25 protein-coding genes, 2 pseudogenes and 1 riboswitch are annotated in these 24,324 nt (G+C 73.4%); of the genes and pseudogenes, 13 read left to right on the top strand and 14 right to left on the bottom strand.

The annotated features are described in order from the left end of the window. Positions 1–79: 79 nt before the first annotated feature. Positions 80–886 carry a GNAT family N-acetyltransferase gene (locus tag ACZ7LB_RS29600; RefSeq protein ID WP_471472388.1) on the top strand — a complete coding sequence of 269 codons (807 nt, stop codon included), beginning with the start codon at positions 80–82 and terminating at the stop codon, positions 884–886. Between the two features lie 210 nt (positions 887–1,096). Here the strand turns inward: ACZ7LB_RS29600 and ACZ7LB_RS29595 are convergent, their stop codons facing one another. From ACZ7LB_RS29595 to ACZ7LB_RS29575, 5 genes are all read right to left on the bottom strand, one after another. After that, the gene (locus tag ACZ7LB_RS29595; protein ID WP_471472386.1) at positions 1,097–1,681 is read right to left on the bottom strand and encodes a TerD family protein; all 585 of its coding nucleotides are present in this window, start codon (positions 1,679–1,681) and stop codon (positions 1,097–1,099) included. Between the two features lie 204 nt (positions 1,682–1,885). Beyond that, positions 1,886–2,149: a GlsB/YeaQ/YmgE family stress response membrane protein gene (locus ACZ7LB_RS29590; protein ID WP_471472384.1), complete on the bottom strand. Its 264-nt coding sequence runs from the start codon at positions 2,147–2,149 to the stop codon at positions 1,886–1,888. 110 nt (positions 2,150–2,259) lie between these two features. After that, positions 2,260–2,835 carry a TerD family protein gene (locus tag ACZ7LB_RS29585; protein WP_161224332.1) on the bottom strand — a complete coding sequence of 192 codons (576 nt, stop codon included), beginning with the start codon at positions 2,833–2,835 and terminating at the stop codon, positions 2,260–2,262. Between the two features lie 173 nt (positions 2,836–3,008). Further along, on the bottom strand, positions 3,009–3,677 hold the full coding sequence (locus ACZ7LB_RS29580) for a DUF5701 family protein (RefSeq protein WP_471472382.1): 669 nt from the start codon (positions 3,675–3,677) through the stop codon (positions 3,009–3,011). Positions 3,678–3,828: 151 nt separating this feature from the next. Next, positions 3,829–4,776, bottom strand: a complete 948-nt coding sequence (locus tag ACZ7LB_RS29575; protein WP_471472435.1) for an alpha/beta hydrolase family protein — start codon at positions 4,774–4,776, stop codon at positions 3,829–3,831. A gap of 185 nt (positions 4,777–4,961) precedes the next feature. On the opposite strand from ACZ7LB_RS29575, the gene ACZ7LB_RS29570 reads away from it, so the two are divergent. Further along, complete coding sequence (locus ACZ7LB_RS29570) at positions 4,962–5,519, top strand: GNAT family N-acetyltransferase (RefSeq protein WP_471472380.1); 558 nt, start codon at positions 4,962–4,964, stop codon at positions 5,517–5,519. Positions 5,520–5,562: 43 nt separating this feature from the next. Here ACZ7LB_RS29570 and ACZ7LB_RS29565 read toward each other — a convergent pair. After that, positions 5,563–6,404 (bottom strand): annotated as a pseudogene (locus ACZ7LB_RS29565) (IS5 family transposase). Between the two features lie 226 nt (positions 6,405–6,630). Here ACZ7LB_RS29565 and ACZ7LB_RS29560 point away from each other — a divergent pair. Beyond that, entirely contained in the window at positions 6,631–7,200 is a 570-nt protein-coding gene (locus ACZ7LB_RS29560) for an SMI1/KNR4 family protein (RefSeq protein ID WP_471472378.1), read from the top strand. Here the strand turns inward: ACZ7LB_RS29560 and ACZ7LB_RS29555 are convergent. The 3 genes and pseudogenes from ACZ7LB_RS29555 to ACZ7LB_RS29545 form a co-directional block, all read right to left on the bottom strand. Next, positions 7,197–7,832, bottom strand: coding sequence for a transposase (locus tag ACZ7LB_RS29555; protein ID WP_471472376.1), 636 nt, complete (start codon positions 7,830–7,832; stop codon positions 7,197–7,199). The genes ACZ7LB_RS29560 and ACZ7LB_RS29555 overlap by 4 nt on opposite strands. A gap of 81 nt (positions 7,833–7,913) precedes the next feature. Beyond that, positions 7,914–8,138, bottom strand: a complete 225-nt coding sequence (locus tag ACZ7LB_RS29550; RefSeq protein WP_471472374.1) for a hypothetical protein — start codon at positions 8,136–8,138, stop codon at positions 7,914–7,916. Between the two features lie 190 nt (positions 8,139–8,328). After that, positions 8,329–8,610 (bottom strand): annotated as a pseudogene (locus ACZ7LB_RS29545) (transposase domain-containing protein); the annotation flags it as partial. 433 nt (positions 8,611–9,043) lie between these two features. On the opposite strand from ACZ7LB_RS29545, the gene ACZ7LB_RS29540 reads away from it, so the two are divergent. The 3 genes from ACZ7LB_RS29540 (at position 9,044) to metE (ending at position 13,266) form a co-directional block, all read left to right on the top strand. Then, positions 9,044–9,682 (top strand): TetR/AcrR family transcriptional regulator, encoded by a 639-nt coding sequence (locus ACZ7LB_RS29540; RefSeq protein WP_471472372.1) that lies wholly within the window; start codon positions 9,044–9,046, stop codon positions 9,680–9,682. A gap of 127 nt (positions 9,683–9,809) precedes the next feature. Continuing rightward, positions 9,810–10,259: a spore-associated protein gene (locus ACZ7LB_RS29535; protein WP_471472370.1), complete on the top strand. Its 450-nt coding sequence runs from the start codon at positions 9,810–9,812 to the stop codon at positions 10,257–10,259. Positions 10,260–10,564: 305 nt separating this feature from the next. After that, a riboswitch (cobalamin riboswitch) is annotated at positions 10,565–10,785 on the top strand. Positions 10,786–10,944: 159 nt separating this feature from the next. Beyond that, a complete protein-coding gene (gene metE, locus ACZ7LB_RS29530) occupies positions 10,945–13,266 on the top strand; it encodes a 5-methyltetrahydropteroyltriglutamate--homocysteine S-methyltransferase (protein ID WP_471472368.1) in 2,322 nt (773 codons plus the stop codon). Positions 13,267–13,317: 51 nt separating this feature from the next. Here the strand turns inward: metE and ACZ7LB_RS29525 are convergent, their stop codons facing one another. Next, positions 13,318–13,554, bottom strand: coding sequence for a hypothetical protein (locus ACZ7LB_RS29525; protein WP_471472366.1), 237 nt, complete (start codon positions 13,552–13,554; stop codon positions 13,318–13,320). 289 nt (positions 13,555–13,843) lie between these two features. Here ACZ7LB_RS29525 and ACZ7LB_RS29520 point away from each other — a divergent pair, with 289 nt between their 5' ends. Continuing rightward, positions 13,844–14,212 (top strand): hypothetical protein, encoded by a 369-nt coding sequence (locus ACZ7LB_RS29520; RefSeq protein ID WP_471472364.1) that lies wholly within the window; start codon positions 13,844–13,846, stop codon positions 14,210–14,212. A gap of 268 nt (positions 14,213–14,480) precedes the next feature. Here the strand turns inward: ACZ7LB_RS29520 and ACZ7LB_RS29515 are convergent, their stop codons facing one another. Continuing rightward, a complete protein-coding gene (locus tag ACZ7LB_RS29515; RefSeq protein WP_471472362.1) occupies positions 14,481–15,200 on the bottom strand; it encodes a MerR family transcriptional regulator in 720 nt (239 codons plus the stop codon). 125 nt (positions 15,201–15,325) lie between these two features. Here ACZ7LB_RS29515 and ACZ7LB_RS29510 point away from each other — a divergent pair, with 125 nt between their 5' ends. Beyond that, positions 15,326–16,552, top strand: a complete 1,227-nt coding sequence (locus tag ACZ7LB_RS29510) for an erythromycin esterase family protein (RefSeq protein ID WP_471472360.1) — start codon at positions 15,326–15,328, stop codon at positions 16,550–16,552. A gap of 90 nt (positions 16,553–16,642) precedes the next feature. Here ACZ7LB_RS29510 and ACZ7LB_RS29505 read toward each other — a convergent pair whose 3' ends face one another. Continuing rightward, positions 16,643–17,113, bottom strand: a complete 471-nt coding sequence (locus tag ACZ7LB_RS29505; protein WP_471472358.1) for a DUF4259 domain-containing protein — start codon at positions 17,111–17,113, stop codon at positions 16,643–16,645. 65 nt (positions 17,114–17,178) lie between these two features. Between ACZ7LB_RS29505 and ACZ7LB_RS29500 the strand changes: the two genes are divergently transcribed. Together ACZ7LB_RS29500 and ACZ7LB_RS29495 are read left to right on the top strand one after the other, a co-directional pair. Continuing rightward, positions 17,179–17,946: an aminoglycoside adenylyltransferase domain-containing protein gene (locus tag ACZ7LB_RS29500; protein ID WP_471472433.1), complete on the top strand. Its 768-nt coding sequence runs from the start codon at positions 17,179–17,181 to the stop codon at positions 17,944–17,946. Further along, positions 17,943–18,551, top strand: coding sequence for an imm11 family protein (locus tag ACZ7LB_RS29495; RefSeq protein WP_471472355.1), 609 nt, complete (start codon positions 17,943–17,945; stop codon positions 18,549–18,551). Before ACZ7LB_RS29500 ends, ACZ7LB_RS29495 begins: the two co-directional genes overlap by 4 nt. Before the next feature lie 75 nt (positions 18,552–18,626). On the opposite strand, the gene htpG is transcribed toward ACZ7LB_RS29495, so the two are convergent. Together htpG and ACZ7LB_RS29485 are read right to left on the bottom strand one after the other, a co-directional pair. Beyond that, positions 18,627–20,528: a molecular chaperone HtpG gene (gene htpG, locus ACZ7LB_RS29490; RefSeq protein ID WP_471472353.1), complete on the bottom strand. Its 1,902-nt coding sequence runs from the start codon at positions 20,526–20,528 to the stop codon at positions 18,627–18,629. 89 nt (positions 20,529–20,617) lie between these two features. Continuing rightward, the gene (locus ACZ7LB_RS29485) at positions 20,618–21,145 is read right to left on the bottom strand and encodes a DUF4303 domain-containing protein (RefSeq protein ID WP_471472351.1); all 528 of its coding nucleotides are present in this window, start codon (positions 21,143–21,145) and stop codon (positions 20,618–20,620) included. A gap of 370 nt (positions 21,146–21,515) precedes the next feature. Here ACZ7LB_RS29485 and ACZ7LB_RS29480 point away from each other — a divergent pair, with 370 nt between their 5' ends. From ACZ7LB_RS29480 to ACZ7LB_RS29470, 3 genes are all read left to right on the top strand, one after another. Next, entirely contained in the window at positions 21,516–22,472 is a 957-nt protein-coding gene (locus ACZ7LB_RS29480; protein ID WP_471472349.1) for a GlxA family transcriptional regulator, read from the top strand. Positions 22,473–22,657: 185 nt separating this feature from the next. Further along, entirely contained in the window at positions 22,658–23,656 is a 999-nt protein-coding gene (gene gap, locus ACZ7LB_RS29475; protein WP_471472347.1) for a type I glyceraldehyde-3-phosphate dehydrogenase, read from the top strand. Between the two features lie 82 nt (positions 23,657–23,738). Further along, a complete protein-coding gene (locus ACZ7LB_RS29470; protein WP_265291814.1) occupies positions 23,739–24,239 on the top strand; it encodes a peptidylprolyl isomerase in 501 nt (166 codons plus the stop codon). Positions 24,240–24,324: the final 85 nt, after the last annotated feature.

Below are 24,324 nucleotides of genomic sequence, written 5' to 3'. Positions count from 1 at the left end.
GCGGGCACCGTACGGCGCGGCGGCGGACGGCCCCGTCCGGCCGCCGCGCGCACCCGCACAGACGACCCGAGGACGACGCATGCGCGATCTGACCGACTCGCTGGAATCGATGGAGCAACTGGCCGCCGTCTGGCGGACGATGGTGCTCGACCGTGATCCGCGCGCCGATGTCCGGGACTTACCCGGCATCGCGGTGCGCTGGGCCGACTGCCGGTTCGCCTTCTGGAACTGCGTCACCCTGACCGGCTCCGGAACGGGCGCCGGCCTGCTCAAGGAACGCCTGGACGAGGCCGCGGCCATCATGCGGGGGAAGCGGCGCCCGGGGTTCCTCTGGGTCTTCGAGGACCTGCTCGACGAGGAGGCGCGCGCGGGACTCGGGGCGGCGGCCGAGCAGTCCGGCCTGGTGCACGCCTTCCCGGGCACGGGAATGGCGGGCGATCTGCTGCCGCTCGCCGAACCGGCCCATCCCGACCTGGAGTTCGTCCGGGTGACCGACGCGGAGCGACTGCGGGCCTTCGCGGACCTCAACTCCCGTGCCTACGGCTTCCCGCTGGAGGACGGCCGCGACGGTCTCCTCCCCTCCACGCTGTGGACCCGGCGGACGCACGCCTACCTGGCCCTGCGGAAGGGCGAACCGGTGTCCTGCGCGGCCACGGTGGAGTCCGCGGGGCGGCTGTTCGTGCTGCTGGTCGCCACCGACCCGAGCCGGCAGCGGCGGGGTTACGGGGAGGCGGTGACGCGCAAGGCGCTGTACGAGGGCGGGCGGGCCACGGGGGCGACGCGGGCGGTGCTGCACGCCACCGCCGCCGGGGCGCCGGTCTATCCGCGCATCGGCTTCGTGCCGAACTCCCCGATGGGGTTCTACGCCCTCCGGGAGGCCCCCTGAGCGGCCCGGTTCCGGGCATCCGCCGGCCGTGCCACCCGCTGCGGCACCACGCGGGAGCGCACGGGCGCGGGGGCTCGCCAGCGGGAGACGGGCCCGTGCCCCTCGCAGCGGCGCTCCGGGGGACCTCGCGGGCCGGGGCCGGGGCGCGCCGTTCGTTCCGGCGCCCCCGAGCGGCCGTCCGCGACGGCCGCGTTCCCCCGCGTCCGCGCGTTACTTGCTGACCGCGAAGCGCATCAGGGCGTGCTCGTCGCCCTGCTTGATCTTGCCGGTCTCGTTGATCACCTGGAGCTTCCAGGAGGAGCCGACACGCAGGGCCTTGGCCACGGCGCAGCCGTTGTCCTGGGTCAGGAGGCTGGGCCAGATGTCGGCGACCTGCTGGGAACTGCCGCCGGTCGCGTCGTAGACCTTGAAGCTGATGTTGCGCGCCTTCTGGAAGGAGCTGCCCTTCTTGTAGGCGGCGGCGACGAACACGACGGCCGTGATGTTCGGCGGGATGCGCGCGAACTCGACGGTCACGGTCTCGTCGTCACCGTCGCCGTGGCCGGTCTGGTTGTCGCCGCTGTGCAGCACCGAGCCGTTGCCCATGGGGTCGAGCGAGTCGAGGCCCGCGAGGCGCACCGGCTCACCGTTCTGCATCGCGATGGCGATGAGGTCGAGGTCGGTGCCGGTCTTGCGGCGCAGCTTGCCCATCACTCCGCCGCTGCTTCCGGCGGTGGGGTCCCAGGAGACACCGATGGACAGGTGCGTCACACCGTCCAGGTCCGCCGGGCCGTCTTCCTTGGTGAGCGTGATCATGCGTGGGTCATCCTCCGTCATCGGAACTACACCACGCAAAGTCTGCCTGGCGTACTGCCGGGCCCGTCCGGCGGGTCCCGGCCATGGGGGTGGCGCGCCCCGGCCGGCCGCGGGGGTGTCCGCGGCCGGTCCCGGAGTGCGGCCCCGGGGTGCGCGGGGGCCGCCGGCGCCCGTCGTGCCGGGCGTCGGCGGGGTGGTGCGCGGTCAGCGGCGGGACATGGCCCGGTCGAGGGCCGTGACGCCGACCGCCGCGAGAGCGATCTGTATCAGCCACTCGATCCAGTCGATGCCCTTGGTGTCCGCCACACCGAGCCCGGCGGCGAGCGCCGAGCCGACGAGGGCCGCCACGATGCCGACCAGGATGGTCCGCAGGAGGCCGATGCGCTGCCGTCCTGGGGCGACGAGCCGCCCCAGGACACCGATGACGGCGCCGATGACGACGGCGCTGATGATGCCGGATATCTCCATGCCCGAATGCCCGACCTTTCCCCTGCCGGCTCTCTGCGATCTCTCCGGCCCCGCCCCCGGTTCGGGGGCGGGGCCGGACCGTCCGCCGGACGGCGGACCGGACGGTCCGGTCAGACGTTGACGCCGAAGTCGGCGGCGATGCCCGCCAGTCCGGAGGCGTAGCCCTGGCCGACCGCGCGGAACTTCCACTCGGCGCCGTGGCGGTACAGCTCGCCGAAGACCATGGCGGTCTCGGTGGAGGCGTCCTCGGAGAGGTCGTAGCGGGCGATCTCCTGTCCGCCCGTCTGGTTGACGACGCGGATGAAGGCGTTGCGGACCTGGCCGAAGCTCTGGCCGCGGTTCTGGGCGTCGTGGATGGAGACCGGGAAGACGATCCGGTCGATCCCGGCGGGCACGGCCGAGAGGTTGACCTTGATGCTCTCGTCGTCGCCCTCGCCCTCGCCGGTGAGGTTGTCACCGGTGTGCTCCACGGAGCCGTCCGGGCTGGTGAGGTTGTTGTAGAAGACGAAGTGGGTGTCGGTGGGCACCTTGCCGGAGCCGTCCAGGAGCAGCGCGGAGGCGTCCAGGTCGTAGTCGGTGCCGGTGGTGGTGCGCACGTCCCAGCCGAGGCCGATCAGCACGGCCGTCAGGCCGGGTGCCTCCTTGCTGAGCGAGACGTTGCCACCCTTGGCCAGGGAAACTCCCACTGTGTACTCCTTCTCTGCGTCGAGGGATGGGGTCACGGTCCACGGCGCGGAACGCGAGTCGAATCTACAACAATGTAGAAGCGCTCCGGGGCCCGCCCGGTTCCCGTCCGCGGTGCCCGGTGTCCGCCGAGTCCGGTGTTCGCGGCGCCCGGTGTTCGTGGTGGCCGGCCCGCTCACGCGCCGGGGCCGCGACGGGCCGCCGCGGAGGCGAAGCCCAGCCAGGTGTGGCGGTTGCCCCACCAGCACCAGCCGACCTTGGGCGCGTCGCGCCGCTCGCGGCCGTCGCGGCCGGTGCCGTTGCTGATCCAGAGGGCGGGGGTGCGGGCGTCCGGGGTGCCGTCGGGTTTGACCAGCCGGGAGCCGATGGTCATGAAGCAGTGGTTGCGCTCCAGGACCTCGGGCCGCTGAAGGACCCAGTGGATGCCCTCGGTGAGGACGAGCGGGGTGCGGCCCCGCCCCGTGAGTTCCGGCAGCGCCTCCTCGGGGCTCCAGTTGGCGAGGTGGTCGCCCCGGTCGGGACCGGTGACGAGGTAGAGGGGGGCGTCGGGCAGCTCGGCGGCGTGCGGGGCGAAGCGGTCGACATCGGCCATGTCGGCGACCACGAACCCCGGCCTGGCACCGCGCCGGAGCAGCGGGGCCAGGGCGGAGGCGGGGGCGCGGCCGGGGTGGACGGCGAGGAGGGCGCCGCCGTCCTCCGCGAGGGGCCCGGCGGTGGCGGCGAAGGCGCGGATCTCAGTGGCGGACAGCCCCGCGATCTCGTGCACCCCCTCCTCGATGAGCCGTTCGGCCTGGACGTCGAGGGAGGGGAGGAGGGCGGGGGCGGCGGACGCGGTGCCGGGCACGGTACTCCTGGGGCCGGTGACGTGGATGGACCCGTGGAACGCGCCGGACCGCCCGGATGTTCCCGGTGCGCGGAACATGTCGGGAGGGGCGACCCCGGTCCGCCCTCCCGGGGCCGGGGCACGCGCGCCCGGAACGGGGTCGGCGGTGCGGCTACTTGTGGCGCAGGAAGCCCAACGGGGCGGGATCACGCTCCAGTTCGGCCCGGGCGAGGGCCCAGCTCTCGTCGCCGGGGTGCAGCGCGGCGCGCAGATAGGCGTGGGTGAGCCGCTGGAGCAGGGCGACGCGCCCGGGGTGCTCGTCGGTGGTCTCGGCGGCGCCGTGGCCGGAGACGCCGCCGAGCGAGTGCTCGGCCCCGAAGAGGGTGAGCAGGCTCTTGGGTCCCGGCCCGAGGACGTAGGCGTCGGTGAACCAGTCAGGTCCGCGCGTGGTGAGCGGCGACCGGTCCCGGTCGCCCGCGACCACGAGCGCCGGCGCGGTCATGGTGGCGAAGGAGGGGTTCATGAAGGGGAAGTGCTCGGCCGCGAAGGGCGACAGGTCGGCGCCGCCCCGGCCCGCCGGGGCGAGCAGCACGCCCGCCGTGACGCGCGGGTCGGACAGGTCCTCGCCGGGCTCGCCGTCGGGGCCGAGGACGCGGGCGCCCAGCAGGGTGCCGACGGTCTGGGCACCCCAGGAGTGCCCGGCGACGGCGATCCGGCTCCGGTCGACGCGTCCGGCCAGTCCGGGCACGGCCGCCTCCAGGATGCCGAGGGCGTCGACGGCACGGCGGACGTCGGCCACGCGGACGCGCCAGATGTCCGGGGTGCGGGGGTCGTCGGCGGGCAGGCCCAGGGTGCGCGAGTCGAGGTGGGTGGGCTGGACGACCACGAAGCCGTGGGCCGCCCAGTGGTCCACGAGCGGGGCGTAGCCGTCCATCGACTCGCCGAAGCCGTGCGAGAGGACCACGACGGGCAGGGCGTCACCGGTGAGGGGCGCGGAGACACGGATCCTGAGGTCGTCCCCGCGCCCGGGCACGGGAAGGACGACCGGCTTCACGGACACGACGGGGGCGGGGACCGGGAGGGTGGCCGGTGACACGACCTCCTGCCGGGGGCCGGAGATGGCCAATGCAGTTGCCTTAGAGGCCGCGCAGGTAGGACTGGTGGCTCCCTATCCGCGCCGGAGTGCGGGATCGACTGTGGCCGGTCCGGGGGCGGCGGATCAGGCTACGGACGGTGATGGCCGTGGGCGACTGATGCAAGGTGCCCGGTGGCCGCTTCGCCTGGATTCCGGCGTAAAGTGGCGCGATGATCACATTCCCTTTAGCCGTTACGCGCGAGGTGCTGATGCGCCCCTTGGAGGAGGAGGACTTCAAGGAGCTGTGTCGGGCCTATCTGCGCAATCGCGATCACCTGCGGCCATGGGAGCCGCGCAGAAGCGAGGACTTCTTCACGGAGCGGGGGCAGGCCGACCGTGTGCGTGGCCAGCTGAAGGAGCAAAACGCAGGGCGCCTGGTCCCGTGGGTGCTGGCCGTTGGGCACGAGGTGGTCGGGGCGGTGACGTTGTCCAATGTTGCGCTCGGGCCTTTCCGGAGCGCGAATCTCGGGTACTGGGTTGATGCCCAGCACGTAGGGCGCGGCCTGGCGACCGAAGCCGTCCGTGCGGCCTGTCAGGCGGCTGACGAGCAACTCGGTTTGCACCGGATTGAGGCAGGAACGGTGCTCGCCAATGAGGCCTCGCAGCGAGTGCTTGCAAAGTGTGAGTTCGACGTGATCGGCACCGCGCCGCAGTACCTGCACATCGATGGCGAGTGGCGTGACCACGTGCTGTTCCAGCGGATTCTCAACGGCCGCTCTCCCCTGTAGCGGGCCGTGCGTGGCCGTCCGTGGTCATGACTTTCGCGGGCGGTCATGGGCGGCGCCTCGGGCGGGTGTCCCAGCGGTGGGTGGTCCAGGCGCGGCGGATGAGGCTGCGGACGGTGATGATGGTGTCGGCGAGGTCGAAGAAGGCGTTGATGACGGTCGCGCGGCGTTCGTAGCAGCGGGCGAGTCGCTGGAAGGCGTTCTGCCAGGCGTGGGTGCGTTCGACGTGCCAGCGCCGGCTGGCCTGGATCGGTGCTTTCTCGCCCTTGTGGGCGATGCGGCCGTGCAGGTCGCGGGTGGCCAGTTCGGTGCAAGTCTTGCTGGAGTCGTAGCCGGCGTCCAGGTACACCGTGATGTCGTCGGGTAACGGCCCGAGCTCGTCCAGCAGGTCCAGCGTCGGCGCGAGCAGTGGCGAGTCGTGGCGGTTGGCGCCGGCCAGGACCCGGCCGAGCGGTATTCCGTAGCCGTCCATCATACCCGAGCGCTTCAGGCCCTGTTTGCCGCGGTCGACCGGGGAGCGACCCGCGACCTCACCACCGCCGGGGGCCTTGGTGATGCAGCCGTCGACGGCGATCTGCTCGAGCACCAGCCCGACGATGTGGTCGTAGGACTGGAGCGCGATCTGCTTGAGCCGCGCGAAATCGCCGAGCCGGATCCACTCGTCACACGGTTGCGGATCGTGGTGGCCGAGCACGTCGTGTCCGCGATCGCCTGGTACGAGCAGCCGAACCGCAGGAGCTGAAGCAACTTGTCGAACACGATCCGGTCCGCAATCCGGGGCCGATGGCAGCCCAGCGGGTGCGACGGATCGACCGCGGGGCGCTCGGGCAGCAGCGCCCGGAATTGGTCCCACAGCGGGTCGGTCAGCCATGATGGCAGCACGGGCAGAGATCCCCCAGCGATCACAGAGCGTCAACAACTCCGTGATCACGGAGATCTGTGCCCGCCTCGCCACCCGGCACCCCCGACCCGCCTATTTGCGCGGCCTCTTAGGGCTGCATAACTGGAGGCAGCCCAGCTTCGACCTTCGGCGGTTGGCGCCGGGCCATGCTGACGCGCGTCTCAGCTGGCCCGGCGAGCTGACCAGGGAGTAGCGCGACTACAGTCCCGGCTTGTGACCGATGCTGCGCACCGCACTGCTGCGGACGACGACGCGCTTCTGGAGAGGCTGCACGCCCTCGCGTGGGGCTCGACAAGTGTGCCCACTTCTCCTGGACTTCTCCCAGATCAGCCGTTTCCGCCTCTCACGAAGGCAGAAGTGGACGTTGCTGAACGCAGCCTCGGGTATCCCCTGCCTGGATTGCTCCGCCGTATCTACACCGAGGTCGGCGACGGAGGGTTCGGGCCGGAAGGCGGCCTCGCGTCGCTGACACCGCGCCGTGTTCCACATTGGCATCTGCCGGACTGGCATTGCGCGACGACCATCCACACCCAGCGGGCGGGGTGGGGGGCGCCGGCGTCGTGGTTCTTCTTGACTGGCAGCGGCTGCACCATGGAGTGGTACGTCTCGCTGATAGCGGTTGACCACCCGGTGCTGCTCTGGGATGCCGACGGATGGGAACCGGACTGGGGCCAGGACCCTCATGACGGCCTGCGTTATGCCGCGCCATCTCTGCGCCAATGGCTGTGGACCTGGGCAGACGGTGGCAACGTCTGGGACGAAGCCTTGGCGCTACTCGATTAGGGGCGATCGGGCGGTGGCAGAGTAGACGCATTCTGCTGCGCCGGCCGTCCTGCCCGGCGGGTGCTCTTCGGCTTTGAGGTCGGGTTGTGGGCCCAGCGGCCGGGCTGGACCGTGCCGCGTCTGGCTCGGGTCCTCAGCACCGGCCAACGGTTCGGTTTCTTGATCGCGCGTGGACAGTCCCGGTTGCGCCGGGTCGGGAGGAGGCGTACGCGCGCCTCCCGCCTGGCCTCGGTGAAGGAGCGGGTGAGCTTGGTGGCGGTCGCTCCGAGTTGGGACGGGATGCTGCGGCGGATGATGCGGACGCACTTCAGGTAGGAGACACGGTCGGCGTCCACCGTCGGGCGGGCGAGTGCGGCTGTGTGGGCGAACTCGCGGATGGCGTGGTGGACTGCGAGGTAGGCCCACAGTTCCTGCCGGACGCCCTCCGGTGTCCGTGACCTGATCGGCCCGCCGGGACCGAGGTGGTTCTTGATCTCGTCGAAGGCCAGCTCGATCTCCCAGCGCTCCCGGTAGAGCGCGACCAGCTCGGCGGCCGGGTACTGCTCGGGGTCCAGCAGCGTCGTGCCCAGGTAGGCGACCTTGTCGCCCTTGGCGAAGGTGATGACCCGGTAGATCACGTGCTTGGGCAGCATGCGGCCCTCTCGCGCGGCTCGGAGCCGGACCTCCTTGCCCGGTCGCGCCATCGACAGGTACGAGCCGTCCGGAAGCTCTTCCTAGACGGTGCCGATGTGGTTGGACTGGAGCCTGACGAGCAGATCCGCGCCCGCCATGGTGAAGACGTGAGCGAACTCGACCGACCAGGAGCCGCGGTCGGCGATGACCAGGTCTCCGGAGCCGGTGGAGCCGGCCAGCGGGTAGGCGAGGCTGCGCTCGCCGTCGCGGTAGCCACCGAGGCGAGCGTCGAGGATTCCGTGCGTTCCGATCTCGGCGAGGACCACCGCCCTGACCTGGGGAACCCGAAGGGGACGCCGCCGGTGGTGGAGGGGCCGTCGAAGGTGTCGCCGTTGCTCGTCGAATCCGGGAGATCGAACTGGGTGCCGTCCAGGGCGAGGAGCCGCAGCCCCCGTCACCACGCGCGCCAGGCGTGTCCCTGGTGGCGATCGAGCCAGCGATCTGCCGGAACACGGTTTCCAGCACGTCCTCGCCGAGGCGGGCGCGGGCCCGGCACAACGACGACCGGTTCACCCGCGCGAGGGCCCGGCTGCCCGGGATGCCGCTGGTCAGCACCCGCAGCACTTCCTCGTACGACTCCCGGGCGAACAGACACAGGGCCAGGACGAAGTACACGACCAGCCTCGCCGGCAGGAGTCGGCGGCGCCGCTCGGCCCGGTCGTGCTTGGCTATTGCCGCGTCCACCAGCTCGGCAGTGAACACCTTCGTCAGGATCCCGATCCGTACCCGCTGGCCCACGTCCCACCCCGTCACACGCGGGGCAACGATCTCCTCAGCTCAAAGGCAACTGCATTGGCCGGAGATGGCCCCCGTTCCGGGGGTGGACGGCGCCTCGGCGCCGGAGGCGGAACCGGTGGCCGTGGCGGCCCGGTCGGACATGGGCATGGGCGTACTTCCGATCGCGTGGCTGGGCGGGAGCGGGAGGTTGGGGAGAGCGGGGAGGGGGAAGAGGCGGCCGGGACCGGGCGGGCCGACGGCGCGCCACCGGCCCCGTTCTGCCATCATGGGAGAAACGGAACCCTGTTCCGTAAACGACGATACGGAACACTGTTCCGCTTGACAAGCGCGTGCCGCGGGCGAGGGACGGCCGCCGGACCGGCGCGGGACGCACCGGGTCCCCGCCCGGGGCCCGGTCGGCGGCAGGACGTCCACGAGGGAAGGAACCGATCCGATGGACAACGGCAGCGACGGCGGCACGGGCCGCTCGACCCCCGGGGGCGGAGCGGCGGCCGGGGGCCACGGGACGGCTCCGCCCCCCTCCCGGCGCCGGGACGCCCGGCGCAACCAGGAGGCGCTGCTCGACGCGGCGGCCGAGGTCTTCACCGCCTCGGGCGTGGAGGCGCCGGTGCGGGACATCGCCGCGCGGGCCGGGGTCGGACCGGGCACCCTCTACCGCCACTTCCCCACCCGGGCGGATCTGGTCGTCGCCGTCTACCGGCACCAGGTGGAGGCGTGCGCCGAGGCCGGTCCGGCCCTGCTGGCCGCCGGAACCCCGCCCCACGCCGCCCTCGGGCGGTGGGCGGAGCTGTTCACCGACTTCCTCGTCACCAAGCACGGCCTGGCCTCCGTGCTGCGCAGCGACAGCGAGGGGTTCGAGGCGCTGCACGGCCACTTCCTCGACCGGCTCCTGCCCGTCTGCGCTGAGCTCCTCGACGCCGCGCGCGCGGCGGGCGAGATCCGGTCCGACATCGACGCCTACCACCTGATGCGCGGCATCGGGAACCTCTGCATCGGCGCCGACAGCGACCCCCGGTACGACGCCCGCCGCCTGGTCGCGCTGCTGGTCGAGGGGGTGCGCGAACGGCGCTGACCGCCGCGCGCCGCGCGGTGCGGGACCGCCTCCACCGGTCAACAGCGCGACGGGGCACAACCATTGACGAATGTCATGGGTCACACCGGACAGGAGGAAACACCTTCGGACTTCGCAAGGGGGAACAATGATCGCCACTCGTTCCGTCCTGACCGCCGCCGCCCTGGCCGCGCTGTCGCTGGGCGCCACGACCGCCCTGGCCGCGCCCGCCTCGGCGGCGCCCGACACGACTCCGCAGAAGCTCTGCGGCACCGCCTACAAGACCGTCAACTCCCAGCCCGTGGGCGCGCTCGGCACCCTGTACCTGACCTACAACGCGACGAACGGCAAGAACTGTGTCGTCACCATCCGCAGCAACCCGGGCACGGTGCTCGACATGTCCGCGTGGCTGTACGTCAACGGCACCGACCAGGGCGCGGACGACTTCGGGCGCTACACCTCGTACGCCGGTCCGGTCCAGGTCTACGGCAAGGGCCGCTGTGTCGACTGGGGCGGCAGCATCGACAACGTGTACGTGCAGGTGTACGGCTCCAACTGCGGCTCGCTGAAGGAGCACGTGGTCACCTACACCCGCTGACCCCGCGGGCCCGGACGGCGCACGGCGCCCCGGGGAAGGGGGTCCGACGGACCCTCCCGCCCCGGGGCACCGCACCCACCGCGCCGGACCCACCGCGCGGGACCGGCCGCGCGGGACCGGCCGCGCGACCGGCGGCCGGCGCCGCGGCACGGCCGCCGGTGACGGGGCGCGGCGGCACCGGCCGCCCCCGCCCCGTCACCGCCCGGCCCCGCCGCTCCGCCCCGCCCCGCCCGGCCGCGCCCCGCCCCGTCTCGTCTCACCATCCGGATGGTGGACGCACCGTCCCACCCGTCTCCCGCACCCCGTAGGCTGTGAGGTGCAGCTGGTTCGCCCCGTCCGCCAGGCGGGGTGTCGCAAGAGGGAACCCGGTGGAAATCCGGGACTGCCCCGCAGCGGTGAGCGGGAACGACCGCCGTCATACGCACTGCGCCCGGGAGACGGGCGCGGGAAGCGACGGCCAGTAGGTGTCCTCCGGACGGAGGGCGTGCCCGCGAGTCCGAAGACCTGCCACTGCCCGTGCGCGGAGCCCCCGCGCGCGGACATTCCGGTGACCTCGTGGGCGGGTCGGCGTGCACACCCGGCGGTCGGCCGCGCCCTCGCGCGCCCCCTCCCCCGGGTGCGTCACCCTTCGCGTCCTCGTCCCGTCTCCGGGATCTCAGGGACTCATCTCGCGAAGGAGATCTCCGTGACCAGCAAGTCCGCAGCCGCGGCGGCACGGGCCACCGTGTACGGCTACCCCCGCCAGGGCCCGAACCGGGAACTGAAGAGGGCCGTCGAGGGGTACTGGAAGGGCCGCGTCACCGCCGACGTCCTCCGGGCGACCGCCGCCGAACTGCGCCGCGCCAACTGGCGGAGCCTCGCCGGAGCCGGCGTGCACGAGGTCCCCACCGGGGACTTCTCGTACTACGACCACGTCCTCGACACCACCGTCATGGTCGGCGCGGTTCCCGAGCGCCACCGCGCCGCCGTCGAGGCCGATCCGCTCGACGGCTACTTCGCGATGGCCCGCGGCACCCAGGACGTGGCGCCGCTGGAGATGACCAAGTGGTTCGACACCAACTACCACTATCTGGTGCCCGAGTTGGGTCCGGACACGGTGTTCACCGCCGACTCCGGCCGGCAGGTCGCGGAGCTGACCGAGGCCCTGTCCCTGGGCCTGACCGCCCGTCCCGTGCTGGTCGGCCCGGTGACGTACCTGCTGCTCGCCAAGCCCGCCCCCGGTGTGGCGGCGGACTTCGACCCGCTCACCCTGCTGGACCGGCTGCTCCCCGTCTACGCGGAGGTCCTGGCCGATCTGCGCGCCGCCGGGGCCGAGTGGGCACAGCTCGACGAGCCCGCCCTCGTCCAGGACCGCACCCCGGCCGAGCTGAAGGCCGCCGAGCGGGCCTACCGGGACCTCGGCACCCTCACCGACCGGCCCAGGCTGCTGGTCGCCTCCTACTTCGACCGCCTCGGGGACGCCCTCCCGGTGCTGGCCAAGGCCCCGGTGGAAGGGCTCGCGCTGGACTTCACCGAGTCCGCCGCCGCCAACCTGGACGACCTGGCCGCCGTCGGCGGTCTGCCCGGGAAGCGGCTGGTCGCCGGGGTCGTCAACGGCCGCAACATCTGGATCAACGACCTCCGGGGGTCCCTCTCCACGCTCGGCACCCTCCTCGGGCTGGCCGACCGCGTCGACGTCGCCGCCTCCTGCTCCCTGCTGCACGTCCCGCTGGACGCGGCCGCAGAGAAGGACATCGAACCGCAGATCCTGCGCTGGCTGGCCTTCGCCCGGCAGAAGACCGCCGAGATCGTCACCCTCGCCAGGGGCCTCGCCCTGGGGACCGACACCATCGCCGCCGAACTGGCCGCGAACCAGGCCGACCTCGCCTCCCGCGCCGCCTCCCCCCTCACCAACGACACGGCCGTGCGCGCCCGCGCCGCCGCCGTCACCGGTGCGGACACCCGCCGGTCCCTGCCGTACGCCGACCGGGCCGCCGCCCAGCACGCCCGCCTCGGGCTGCCGCTGCTGCCGACGACCACCATCGGATCGTTCCCGCAGACCGGTGAACTCCGCGTCGCCCGCGCCGACCTGCGGGCCGGCCGCATCGGCACCGCCGGGTACGAGGAGCGGGTCAGGGCGGAGATCCAGGAGGTCGTCTCCTTCCAGGAGAAGACCGGCATCGACGTCCTGGTCCACGGCGAGCCCGAACGCAACGACATGGTCCAGTACTTCGCCGAGCAGCTCACCGGCTACCTCGCCACCCAGCACGGCTGGGTCCAGTCCTACGGCACCCGGTACGTCCGCCCGCCGGTCCTGGCCGGGGACATCTCGCGGCCGGCACCGATGACCGTGCGCTGGACCTCGTACGCCCAGTCGCTCACCGACCGCCCGGTCAAGGGCATGCTCACCGGGCCGGTCACCATGCTCGCCTGGTCCTTCGTCCGCGACGACCAGCCGCTCGGGGACACCGCCCGGCAGGTCGCCCTCGCACTCCGGGACGAGGTGGGCGACCTGGAGGCGGCCGGGACGGCGGTCATCCAGGTCGACGAGCCCGCGCTGCGCGAGACGCTGCCCCTGCGGGAGGCCGACCGCTCCGCCTATCTCGCGTGGGCCACCGAGGCGTTCCGCCTCACCACCGGCGGGGTGCGGCCGGACACCCAGATCCACACCCACATGTGCTACGCGGAGTTCGGCGACATCGTCCAGGCCATCGACGACCTGGACGCCGACGTCATCAGCCTGGAGGCGGCCCGCTCCCACATGCAGGTCGCCCGGGAACTGGCCGCCCACGGGTACCCGCGCGAGGCGGGTCCGGGGGTGTACGACATCCACTCGCCGCGCGTCCCGAGCGCCGAGGAGGCGGCGGAGCTGCTGCGCGCCGGGCTGAGGGCCATCCCCGCCGAGCGGCTGTGGGTGAATCCCGACTGCGGGCTGAAGACCCGCGGCTGGCCCGAGACGCGGGCCTCGCTGGAGAACATGGTCGCCGCCGCCCGCACGGTCCGCGCGGAGGTGCCCGCCGGGTCCTGACCACGTCCGTGTGCGGGGGACGGCCGGGCGGCCGTCCCCCGCACACGGGGTTCATCGGGCGCGGACGCCGTCGGGCAGCAGCGCCGTCAGGGAGGTGACCGGGTGCCCCACCTCCAGCGATCCGAGCACCCCCTCCAGCAGCGGCACCCCGGGCGCGCCCGGCAGGGGCAGGGCGGAGGCGGCCGGAACGGCGGGGTCCGCCGGGGCGGCGGGCGCGGCGGTGGCGGTGGCGGCGGACGCCAGCAGCGCGGCGGACAGGACGGGGACACACACGAATCGCTTGACCATGACCGCCCCAACGACCGCTCCCCCCACGGGGAAACGCCGACCGCGCCAAACGTGTGACAGCCGCCGGGACGGAGGTCCGGGGAGGAACGGGGACCAGCCCGGCCGAACCCCGACACCGCGCGGCGGGGGGCCACCGGAAGATGACCGCCGCGGGCGTTCCGGGACGGCCGACCCCCTTCCCTCTCATTGAACTATGAAGCAAAGTGGCTCGGGGTCCCGGGCCGCCCGGCCCGCGAACGGACCTCCCCCCGGCGTTTCCCGCCGTACGACACGAAGTGAGGTATCGCGTATGAGGCCGTATCACCGGCATCTGGGCAGGACCGCCGTCGCCACCGCCGCGGCGGCCCTGTGCCTGGCCGGGGCGAGCCAGGCACAGGCCGCCCCGCTCGGCAGCGTCACCTTCTACACGGGTGCCGACCGGGCCGGGACGGCCGTCCGGCTCGACCTGGCGAAGGTCGGCGTGTGCCAGGAACTCGACACCCCGGCCCGTTCCTTCCTCGCCCTGTCCAACCAGGCCGTCGACGTCTTCTTCAACGAGGACTGCGTGACCGGCGCTCCCGGCCAAACGGGCGACCTGTACTTCCGCACGGGCACCCTCGGTCAGGGCAACTTCCCGTACGCGGCGGTCAGTTACCGGATCCGCTCGGCCGCGGGCTGACCCGGCCCGGAGGGCTCGGGAGCGGGACGGACCGGGTCGCCGGTTCCTGAGGACCGGTACCCGGGCCGCATGTGCGGGACCCTCCCCGCACCCCCACCGCGCTTCCCCGCACTCCCGGCACGGCCCCGCGCGGAGACGCGCGGAAACGCGCGGAAACGCGCGGAGGGGGCCGCCGCTCCCTGCCGCCGTCCCGTCCCCGCCGGCCCCCGGCCGCGTCTCCGGCTCCTTCCGGCACCCCGTCCGTCCCCGCGCCGCTGCGCCCGGCGCGTCAGCCCGCCGGGCCGTCCGCGCCCCCGGCCCCGCCCAGTTCGCCGAGGTAACGTCCGGTCTCCGCCGACGCGTTGAGCATGGCGAGGGCCCGGGTGTGCAGGCGCCGCCGCCGCTCCGCGATGGCGGCGGACGCGGAGTCGGGGGAGGTGGCCCCGCGCAGTTCGTCCAGCAGCGGCGCGATCTGCGCCAGCAGGTAACCGCTCCGGCGCAGTTGGTGCACGATGTGGGCGTCGCGGACGTCGTCGGCCGTGTAGGTCCGGTACCCGGTCTCCCGCTCCCGCCCGGGGCGCAGCAGTCCGGCCCGCTCCCACCGGCGCAGGGTGGCGGGGCGCAGGCCGAGCCGGTGGGCCAGGGCGCCGACGGTGGTGGAGCGGTGGGCCGGAGATGAAGCGGGCCCGGGGGTCAGCTCGGCGAGGGCGCGTTCGATGGCGTCCAGGGTCCGGCGGTCGGCGAGCAGGTCGGCGTGGCTGACGTCCAGGGCGGTGAGCGCCTCCTCGGTGGCCCCGGTGTTGAGCAGCGTCATGATCCGCCGTGCCGTGGCGTGGCCGTGGGCGGGGACGAGGGCGAGGAAGGTGCGCAGCGCCGCCGCGTGCAGGGGCGTGTAGCGGCGGTAGCCAGTGGGGGTGCGGTCGGCGGCCGGGAGGATGCCGGCGGCCTCGTAGTTGCGGACCGCCTGTCCGGACAGTCCGTGCGGCCGCGCGAGGTCGACGGGTCGCATCGCATCCCCTCCAGGTGTCGCTCCGTTTGAAGGTCATCCGGTTGGTCGGCCCTTGTCCACGGGCCGTTTCCGGGTCGTCCGGCGTCCGAACCCTCAACCGTCGCGTCAACGATAGCGTCGAAGCCATGATGACGGATGACTTCCCGTACCCGGCCGTCGACCGGTTCCTGGCCCGGCGCCCCCGCCCGCCGCGCGTGCTGGCGCTGGGCGAGCCGCGGCACGGCGTGGAGACCTTCCCGCTGCTGCGCAACGCCCTGCTGCGCGGGCTCGTCGAGCACCGGGGGACCCGCCTGGTGGCCCTGGAGTCGGACTGCCTCAGGGGCCGCATGGTCGACACCCATGTGCGCGGCGACGGCACGGCGCTCGGCCCGACGATGTCCCGGGGCTTCAGCCACGGCTGGGGGGACTGGCCCTCGAACCGGGCCCTCGTGGAGTGGCTCGGCGCCCGCAACCGCGGCCCGGGCCCGGAGGACGCGGTGCGGTTCGCCGGGTTCGACGCCCCCATGGAGATCACCGGCGCCGAGAGCCCCCGCGCGGCCCTGCGCCTGCTGCACGGCTTCCTCACGGACCACGCCCCGTCGGTGCCCCATCCCTGGGAACGGATCGACGCCCTGCTCGGTGACGACGCGCGCTGGACCCATCCCCGGGTGATGTGGGAGCCGTCCCGCTCGGTCGGGGACACGGCCGACGCCCGGGAGCTGCGGGTGATCACCGACGACCTCCGCCGGCTGCTGGCCGGGGCGGCGCCCCGGTACGCCGCCGGGGACACGGCCGGGGCCCTGAGCGACGCCGAACTCGGCGCGCGCACCGCGGCTGGGCTCCTCGCCTACCACCGGGTGCTGGCGGAGACCGGTCCGGAGGACCGGATGTCCCGGGCGCTGGGACTGCGGGACACGATGATGGCGGAGAACCTGGCCGCCCTCGCGGACCGTGAGCGGGGCCGCGGTCCGCTCCTCGTCTTCGCCCACACCCAGCATCTGCGCCGGGGGGTCGCCTCGGTGCGGATGACCGGGGTGCGGCCGGCCTGGAGCCCCGCGGGCGCGCACCTGGACCGCGCCCTGGGGCCGGAGTACGTGGTGATCGCGCTGGCGATCGGCTCCGCACCGCACCTGGGGATCGACGCGCCGCCCCCGGACAGCGTGGAGGGTCGGCTGTGCGCGGCCTCGCCGGAGCCGAGGCTGGTGTCCGGCGGCGAACTGGCCCGGCTGCGCGCGGAGTCCGGGGACCTGACGGCGCGGAGGACGGACGACTTCGCGTACTTCCCGCTCGATCCGGACGGTCTCGACGACTACGACGCGATCCTGTTCCTCCCCCGGCTCGCCCCTCCCCCGCCCGGGGCGGCGGCGCCGTAGGCTTCCGGGCGGGGCGGCCGGTCCGGGGAGCGGGCGGCCGGGAGCGCCCGGCTCCGCCCGGTGACCGGCGGTGCCCGCCGGGGGCGCCCGTCAGGACGCACAGGGCGCCTCCTCCCCGGCGCCGGGGCCGGGCACCAGGACGGCGCGAAGGCGCCGGACGCCCTCCCGCCACTCCGCCGCGTCGGACGTCTCGTCCCAGAGCTCGGCGAGTTCCGACTCCTCGGACAGCACCCGGGTGAGCGCGTCCGCGGCGAGCCGCCGGAGGTCGTCGCCGAAGGGCGGCAGGGGCTCGGCGGGCCCGTAGCCGGTGCTGACCGGTTCGCCGCCTGGGCACTGGGCCGCTATCAGCGCGGCCGCCGCGACGGCCTCCTCGGCCTCCGGGCTGTCGAGGAACTCCACGGCCCCGGCGGCCCGCTGGAGGGTCATCCGGAGGAACTCCGCGCGCCCCTCCCGGTCCGTCCCGTCCAGGGTGCCGGCGAAGTCCGCGGCGGTGTCGTTCTCGAAGGGGCCGATGTCCCAGGTGCCCATGGTGTACTCCTCGGGTCGATGTGCGGTGATCATCGCACCGGCCACTGACAACGGCCGTCACGGTGCGGTCGGCCGGAAGAACGGAGGACACGGGTGTGGTGGACCTGACGGAGAGGGTCGTCGGACTGGTCGAGGAGGTGCTGGGCCCCGAGGTCGTCGGCATGTATCTGCACGGCTCCTCCGTGCTCGGCGGCCTCCGCCCGGCCAGCGACGTGGACGTGCTGGTCGTCTCCCGGCGGCGGCTGGGCGGGGACGAGCGGCGGGCCCTGCTCGGGGGCCTGCTCGGCATCTCGGGGGACGCGAACGGCGCGCGCCCGGTCGAGCTGGCCGTGGTGGTGCGGTCCGAGGTCCGGCCGTGGCGGTACCCGCCGGTCTGCGACTTCCTCTACGGGGAGTGGCTGCGCGCCGACTACCGGGCCGGGCTGGTCCCCGGGCGGGAGCCGATGCCGGATCTGGCCCTGCTGATCACCATGGCGCTGGCCGGTGACCGCCCCCTCACCGGTCCGCCCCCGGGCGAGGTCCTGGCCCCGGTGCCGTGGGCCGACGTGGTCCGGGCGAGCCTGGCCGGCGTCCCCTCCCTGCTCGACGACCTGGCCGACGACACCCGCAACGTCCTGCTGACCCTCGCCCGGATCCGGGCCACCCTCGCCACCGGGCGGATCATGCCCAAGGACGCCGCCGCCGACTGGGCCCTGCCACGGCTGCCGCCCGAGCACCGCCCGCCCCTGGCCCACGCCAGGCGGCTCTACCTCCACCACCCCTACGCCGGGGAGAGCTGGAGCGGCGCCCTGCGGGACGGGGTGCGCCCGCACGTGGAGCTGATGCTCGCCGGGATCGACCGGGCGGCGCGCGGGGAGGACCGATGACGCTGTGGATCGTCGAGCACGCCCCCGGACCGCGAGGGTGCCCGAGGGTGCTGAAGGGCGTGCTGAACCGGCCGTGGGCGTGGAACGTCCACGATCCCGCGCCGCCGTCGGCGACGCCGCCCGGGGACTACGTGCTCACCACGCGGCACCGGACGTTCGACGTCGACCACTGGGGGGTCAACTGGATGGCCTCGGAGGACTTCGTGCGGATCTGCCGGGGGTTCGGGCTCCGGGTGACCCCGGTTCCCGTCCGGGTCCTGCTGTCCGGCGGGGTGCCCACGGCGAAGCGCTACTTCTACCTGCTGTGGTCCGAGTGGGCCTCGGTGGTCGACCGGGAGGCGTCCGCGTACACGGTCGACACCGACCTCGTCACCGGGGAACCCCTGTACCACCGGCACTTCCCCTCCTTCCCCGTCCTGCTGTCCGTCGACGCCTTCGTGGTCGACCCGGCGAGGATCCCGCGGGCCGCCGCCTTCCGCTGCCCCGACCTCGACCACGCGCTGGTGTGCGGGGACGCGTTCAAGCGGGCCTGCGAGGACGCCGGTCTGCTGGGCCTCGGGTTCCGGGACGTCACCGGCTACACCAAGGCCGGGTTCTGGGGGTAGCGACAGGGCGGGCCCCGCGGCCCGGGAGGGCGGCGGGGGCCCGCCCGCTCCGGGCCGCGGCGGGCCCGGGGGCGCCTACAGGGTGCGCTCCAGACGGTCGGCGACCAGCTTCACGAACCGCGCCGAGTCCTTCGGACGGCCGCCCTCGGCCAGCACGGCGAGGGAGTACAGCAGTTCGGCGGTGTCGGTGAGTTCCCCGCGGTCCCCGCCGCCGGTGTGGGCGCGGTTGAGGGCCTTCACCAGCTGGTGCTCCGGGTTGAGTTCGAGGATGCGCTTGGCGTGCGGGATCTCCTGGCCCATCGCCCGGTACATGTTCTCCAGCGCGGGCGTCAGCTCGTCCGCGTCGGAGACGACACAGGCCGGGGAGACGGTCAGCCGGGCGGAGAGCCGGACCTCCTTGACATCCTCGCCCAGGTGCTCGGTCATCCAGCCGAGCAGTCCGGCGTACTCCTCGGACCGCTTGTCCTTCTCCTCGTCGGACGCCGCGTCCTCGCCCTCCGTGAGGTCGAGTTCGCCCTTGGCGACCGAGCGCAGCGGCTTGCCGTCGTACTCGCCGACGGCGTCGGCCCACACCTCGTCGACGGGGTCGGTCAGCAGCAGCACCTCGATGCCCCGGGCGGTGAACGCCTCCATGTGCGGGGAGTTCTCCAGGGCCTGGCGGGACTCGCCCGTCAGGTAGTAGACGGCGTCCTGCCCGTCCTTCATCCGCTCCGCGTACTCCTTGAGCGTGGCGGGCCGCTCGGCGTCGTGCGTGGTGGCGAAGGAGGAGACGGCGAGCAGCGCGTCGCGGTTGTCGGGGTCGGTGACCAGGCCCTCCTTGAGGACGGCGCCGAACTCCCGCCAGAAGGTGGCGTAGCGGTCGGGCGCGGACGCCATCATGTCCTTGACCGCGGAGACGACCTTCTTGGTCAGGCGGCGCTGGATCATGCGGATGTGGCGGTCCTGCTGGAGGATCTCGCGGGAGACGTTCAGCGAGAGGTCCTGCGCGTCGACGACGCCCTTGACGAAGCGCAGGTGCGGCGGGAGCAGTTCCTCGCAGTCGTCCATGATGAAGACGCGCTTCACATAGAGCTGGACGCCGCGCTGGTGGCCCTGGGTGAACAGGTCGTGCGGGGCGTGCGAGGGGATGAAGAGCAGGGCCTGGTACTCGAAGGTGCCCTCGGCCTGGAGACGGACGGTCTCCAGCGGGTCCCGCCAGTCGTGGCTGATGTGCTTGTACAGCTCGTGGTACTCGTCCTCGGACACCTCGTCGCGCGGGCGCGCCCACAGCGCCTTCATCGAGTTGAGCGTCTCGGCCTCGGGCGTCTCGCCGTCCTCGCCCGGCGCCGCGGTGGGCAGCAGGCGGACCGGCCAGGTGATGAAGTCCGAGTACCGCTTGACGATCTCCTTGATCTTCCAGGTGGAGGTGTAGTCGTGGAGCTGGTTCTCGGAGTCCTCGGGCTTGAGGTGGAGGGTGACGGAGGTGCCCTGCGGGGCCTCCTCGACCCGCTCCAGGGTGTACGTGCCCTCACCGCGCGAGGTCCAGCGGGTGCCGTGTTCCTCGCCCGCGCGCCGGGTGAGGAGGGTGACCTCGTCGGCCACCATGAAGCCGGAGTAGAAGCCGACGCCGAACTGGCCGATGAGCCCGTCGGCGCCCGCGCCGTCCCGCTCCCGCAGCTCGCGCAGGAACTGGGCCGTGCCCGAGTTGGCGATGGTGCCGATGAGCCGGGTCACCTCGTCGTACGACATGCCGATGCCGTTGTCCCGCACGGTGAGGGTGCGGGACTCGCGGTCGACGTCGATCTCGATGTGCGGGTCGGACACGTCGACGTCGGGCGCGTCGTCCTTCAGGGAGGCGAGGCGGAGCTTGTCCAGCGCGTCGGAGGCGTTGGAGACGAGCTCGCGGAGGAAGACGTCCTTGTTCGAGTAGACCGAGTGAATCATCAACTGCAGGAGCTGACGGGCCTCTACCTGGAACTCAAACGTTTCGGTCGACATGGCGGGTGGCTACCTCACAGGTCCGCGGTGATCCGTACTGGCGGAGGCCACTCTAAAACAGCCGCCCCCGGATTCCGCAGGCGTTCCGGTCAGTCGTCCGGCACGGCGGCCTCCTCCGGCCACGCGGTGAGGGCGCCGGGCGGGTCGAGGCGCGGAATCCGTTCGTCGTCGCCCGTGTCGGGCGGGACGGCCTCGACGGCGACGACGAGGCGGTCGGCTCCGGTGCCGAAGAGTCCCTCCCTCCGCGTCGAGCCGGGCGTTGGCGGTCTCCATGGCACGCGGCCGCGGCGCGAACTCGGCCCCGGCCTCGCCGTCCGGCATCTCGTGGAGCGTGACCCTGGCCGTGAACAGCGGCCGTACGGGGGCCCTGTGGCGCTCGCCCCGGCTGTGGGCGGGGAGTCGGTCCAGGACCACGTGAGGTCGAGCGGGTCGCGGGCGGCCCCGGCGCCGAGCGCCTCCCGGGACCGGGCGGAGCGCGCCGGGCCGTACGCCTCGCCGGGGGTGAGCAGGGCGCGGTGGTGGAAGCGGTGGTCCGGGTGGTCCCGGAAGAGGTCGGTGAAGGCGGCGCGGGCCGCCCGGTGCACGGCGTCGGCGAGGTCGTCCTCGGCCCGGACCACGGCGGGGCCTTTCGCGACGGGGGTCGAGGGGCGGGTGCGGTGGCGGGTGCGCCGGAGGGCGGGAGTGCGGGTGCGGTGGCGGGTGCGGTGGCGGGTGCGGTGGCGGGTGCGCCGGAGGGCGGGAGTGCGGGTGCGTCCGACGGCGGCGGGTGGACGCGCCGCGCCGGCCGCGGTCGGCCGGGCCCGGTGAGGTCCGCCGGAAGGGGCCGGTGAGGTCCGGACGGGACAGGGCCGGACGGGCCGGGGACGGGGGCGCCCGAGGCGCGTCCGGAGCGGGTGCCGGGACGGGGCCGCGCCGCGCGGGCCGGCGCCCCGCCGGGACGTCACCGCACCGCCGGGCGACCGGCCCGGCCCGCGTACGCTGGTGGGCGTGTGTGCCGCCCGTCTGCATCGTGTCGCCGTCCTCGTCCTGGAGGGTGCCAAGCCGCTCGACGTGGGGATCCCCGCCCAGGTGTTCACCACCCGGGCCAGCATGCCGTACGAGGTGCGGGTGTGCGGCGCGGTCCCCGGGCTGGTGACCGGCGGCGACGGGCTGTCGTACCACGTGGCGCACGGACTGGACGCGCTGGCGTGGGCCGACATCGTCTTCGTCCCCGGCTACCGCTTCCCCGACCGCGACGATCCGCCCCGGCCCGTGGTCGAGGCGCTGGCGGCGGCGCACGCGCGGGGCGCGCGGCTGGCGGCGATCTCCACCGGCGCGTTCGCGCTCGCCGCCACGGGGCTGCTCGACGGGCGGCGCGCCACCACCCACTGGCACTACTCACGGGCCCTGGCGGCGAAGCACCCCCTGGTGCGGGTCGACGAGAACGTGCTCTTCGTCGACGAGGGCAGCGTCCTCACCTCGGCGGGCGCGGCCTCCGGCATCGACCTGTGCCTGCACATCCTGCGCGGGGACCTCGGGGTGGCCGCCTCCAACCACGCGGCCCGGCGGCTGGTCGCCGCGCCGTACCGCAGCGGGGGCCAGGCGCAGTACGTGCCGCGCAGCGTGCCCGAGCCGCTGGGCGAGCGGTTCGCGGCCACCCGGGAGTGGGCGCTCAGGCGCCTGGGCGAGCCGCTCACCCTGGAGGCGCTGGCCCGGCACGCGGCGGTGTCGCCGCGCACCTTCTCGCGGCGGTTCGTGGAGGACACCGGGTACACACCGATGCAGTGGGTGATGCGCGCCCGGATCGACGTCGCCCGCGAGCTGCTGGAACGCTCGGAGCTGAGCGTCGAGCAGATCGCCGCCGACGTGGGCCTGGGCACCGGCGCGAACCTCCGGCTGCACTTCCAGCGCATCCTCGGCACCACGCCGAGCGAGTACCGGCGCACCTTCGCACGGGGGGAGTGAGCGCGCGCCCGGGGAGCGTCCGGAGCGCCCCCGACGGGTCCTCCGGGTGCCCCGGAGGGTCTTCCGGACCGTTCACGACAGCGCTCCGGGGGGCGTGGCGCGATCCTTGCGAACCGTGGCGCTCCTGCCGCTGCCACGGGCCGCGGCGCCGGGCGAGGCTGGTGGGGAACCGAAGGGACTCCATCATGACTCGCATCGGCATCAACGGATTCGGCCGCATCGGACGCAATGTGCTGCGCGCCCTGCTGGAGCGCGACAGCTCCCTTGAGGTCGTCGCCGTCAACGACCTCACCGACCCCACCGCCCTCGCGCGGCTGCTCGCCTTCGACACGACGGCCGGGCGGCTGGGCCGCCCCGTGACCGTGGACGGGGACACCCTCGTCGTCGACGGGCGCCGCATCCGGGTGCTGGCCGAGCGCGAGCCGGCCCGGCTGCCCTGGGCCGAGCTGGGCGTGGAGATCGTCCTGGAGGCCACCGGACGCTTCACCTCGGCCAAGGCGGCCCGCGCCCACCTGGACGCCGGCGCCAGGAAGGTGCTGGTCGGCGCGCCGTCGGACGGCGCCGACGTGACGCTCGCCTACGGCGTCAACAACGACGCGTACGACGCGGAGCTGCACACCATCGTCTCCAACGCGTCCTGCACGACCAACGCGCTCGCGCCGCTGGCCTCGGTGCTGGACAAGCTGGCCGGCATCGAGCACGGCTTCATGACGACGGTGCACGCCTACACCCAGGAGCAGAACCTCCAGGACGGCCCGCACCGCGACCCGCGCCGGGCCCGTGCCGCCGGGGTCAACATCGTGCCGACCACGACGGGCGCGGCGAAGGCCATCGGCCTGGTGCTGCCGCAGCTCGACGGGAAGCTGTCCGGCGACTCGATCCGGGTGCCGGTGCCGGTGGGCTCGATCGTGGAGCTGAACACCACGGTCGCCCGCGACGTGACCCGCGACGAGGTGCTCGCCGCGTACCGCGCCGCCGCCGAGGGGCCGCTCGCGGGTGTCCTGGAGTACTCGGAGGACCCGCTGGTGTCGGCCGACATCACGGGCAACCCGGCCTCGTCGATCTTCGACTCGGAGCTGACCCGCGTCGACGGCCGGCACATCAAGGTCGTCGCCTGGTACGACAACGAGTGGGGCTTCTCCAACCGGGTGATCGACACGCTGGAGCTGCTCTCCGCCCGCTGACCGGGCGACATCGCGGCCCGTCCGGGGGTGGACCCCGGCAGCCGGTTTCCGGCCGCCGGGGTCCACAGGTCACAATGGGTGGATGAGCAATTCCCATGTTTTCTTCGACATCGACATCGACGGCCAGGACGCGGGCCGGATCGTCTTCGAACTCTTCGAGGACGTGACCCCCAAGACCGCCCGCAACTTCATCGAGCTGGCCACCGGCGAGCACGGCTTCGGCTACAAGGGTTCGCCCTTCCACCGTGTGATCCCGCAGTTCATGCTCCAGGGCGGCGACTTCACCCACGGCACCGGCATCGGTGGCAAGAGCATCTACGGCGCGAAGTTCGCCGACGAGAACTTCACCCTGAAGCACACCGGTCCGTACCTGCTCTCCATGGCGAACGCGGGCCCGAACTCCAACGGCTCGCAGTTCTTCGTCACCACGGTCGCCACCCCCTGGCTGGACGGCAAGCACGTCGTCTTCGGCAAGGTCATCCAGGGCACGGACGTGGTGGACCGCATCGAGGGCCTCGGCTCCCCGTCGGGCAGCACCTCCGCGAAGATCACGGTCCGCGACTCGGGCCTGGTCAAGGACTGACCGCGTACCACCAGTGACCGGGAACGCCCCGGGGGTCGTGACGGACCCCGGGGCGTTCCGCCCGTCCGGGACCCGTCCGCCGGGC

Source organism: Streptomyces sp. NPDC107521 (genome assembly GCF_055598485.1).
Note: the sequence above shows the minus strand (reverse complement) of the source record. Positions and strands in the feature narration are given on the sequence as shown.

Coding starts and splice junctions, on each gene's coding strand:
- ACZ7LB_RS29495 (WP_471472355.1), top strand. CDS start 17,943: ATGACGCTGTGGATCGTCGAGCACGCCCCCGGACCGCGAGGGTGCCCG.
- ACZ7LB_RS29470 (WP_265291814.1), top strand. CDS start 23,739: ATGAGCAATTCCCATGTTTTCTTCGACATCGACATCGACGGCCAGGAC.
- ACZ7LB_RS29515 (WP_471472362.1), bottom strand. CDS start 15,200: ATGCGACCCGTCGACCTCGCGCGGCCGCACGGACTGTCCGGACAGGCG.
- ACZ7LB_RS29555 (WP_471472376.1), bottom strand. CDS start 7,832: ATGCTGCCCAAGCACGTGATCTACCGGGTCATCACCTTCGCCAAGGGC.
- ACZ7LB_RS29510 (WP_471472360.1), top strand. CDS start 15,326: ATGATGACGGATGACTTCCCGTACCCGGCCGTCGACCGGTTCCTGGCC.
- ACZ7LB_RS29570 (WP_471472380.1), top strand. CDS start 4,962: ATGATCACATTCCCTTTAGCCGTTACGCGCGAGGTGCTGATGCGCCCC.
- ACZ7LB_RS29595 (WP_471472386.1), bottom strand. CDS start 1,681: ATGATCACGCTCACCAAGGAAGACGGCCCGGCGGACCTGGACGGTGTG.
- ACZ7LB_RS29600 (WP_471472388.1), top strand. CDS start 80: ATGCGCGATCTGACCGACTCGCTGGAATCGATGGAGCAACTGGCCGCC.
- htpG (WP_471472353.1), bottom strand. CDS start 20,528: ATGTCGACCGAAACGTTTGAGTTCCAGGTAGAGGCCCGTCAGCTCCTG.
- ACZ7LB_RS29505 (WP_471472358.1), bottom strand. CDS start 17,113: ATGATCACCGCACATCGACCCGAGGAGTACACCATGGGCACCTGGGAC.
- ACZ7LB_RS29540 (WP_471472372.1), top strand. CDS start 9,044: ATGGACAACGGCAGCGACGGCGGCACGGGCCGCTCGACCCCCGGGGGC.
- ACZ7LB_RS29535 (WP_471472370.1), top strand. CDS start 9,810: ATGATCGCCACTCGTTCCGTCCTGACCGCCGCCGCCCTGGCCGCGCTG.
- ACZ7LB_RS29525 (WP_471472366.1), bottom strand. CDS start 13,554: ATGGTCAAGCGATTCGTGTGTGTCCCCGTCCTGTCCGCCGCGCTGCTG.
- gap (WP_471472347.1), top strand. CDS start 22,658: ATGACTCGCATCGGCATCAACGGATTCGGCCGCATCGGACGCAATGTG.
- ACZ7LB_RS29590 (WP_471472384.1), bottom strand. CDS start 2,149: ATGGAGATATCCGGCATCATCAGCGCCGTCGTCATCGGCGCCGTCATC.
- ACZ7LB_RS29520 (WP_471472364.1), top strand. CDS start 13,844: ATGAGGCCGTATCACCGGCATCTGGGCAGGACCGCCGTCGCCACCGCC.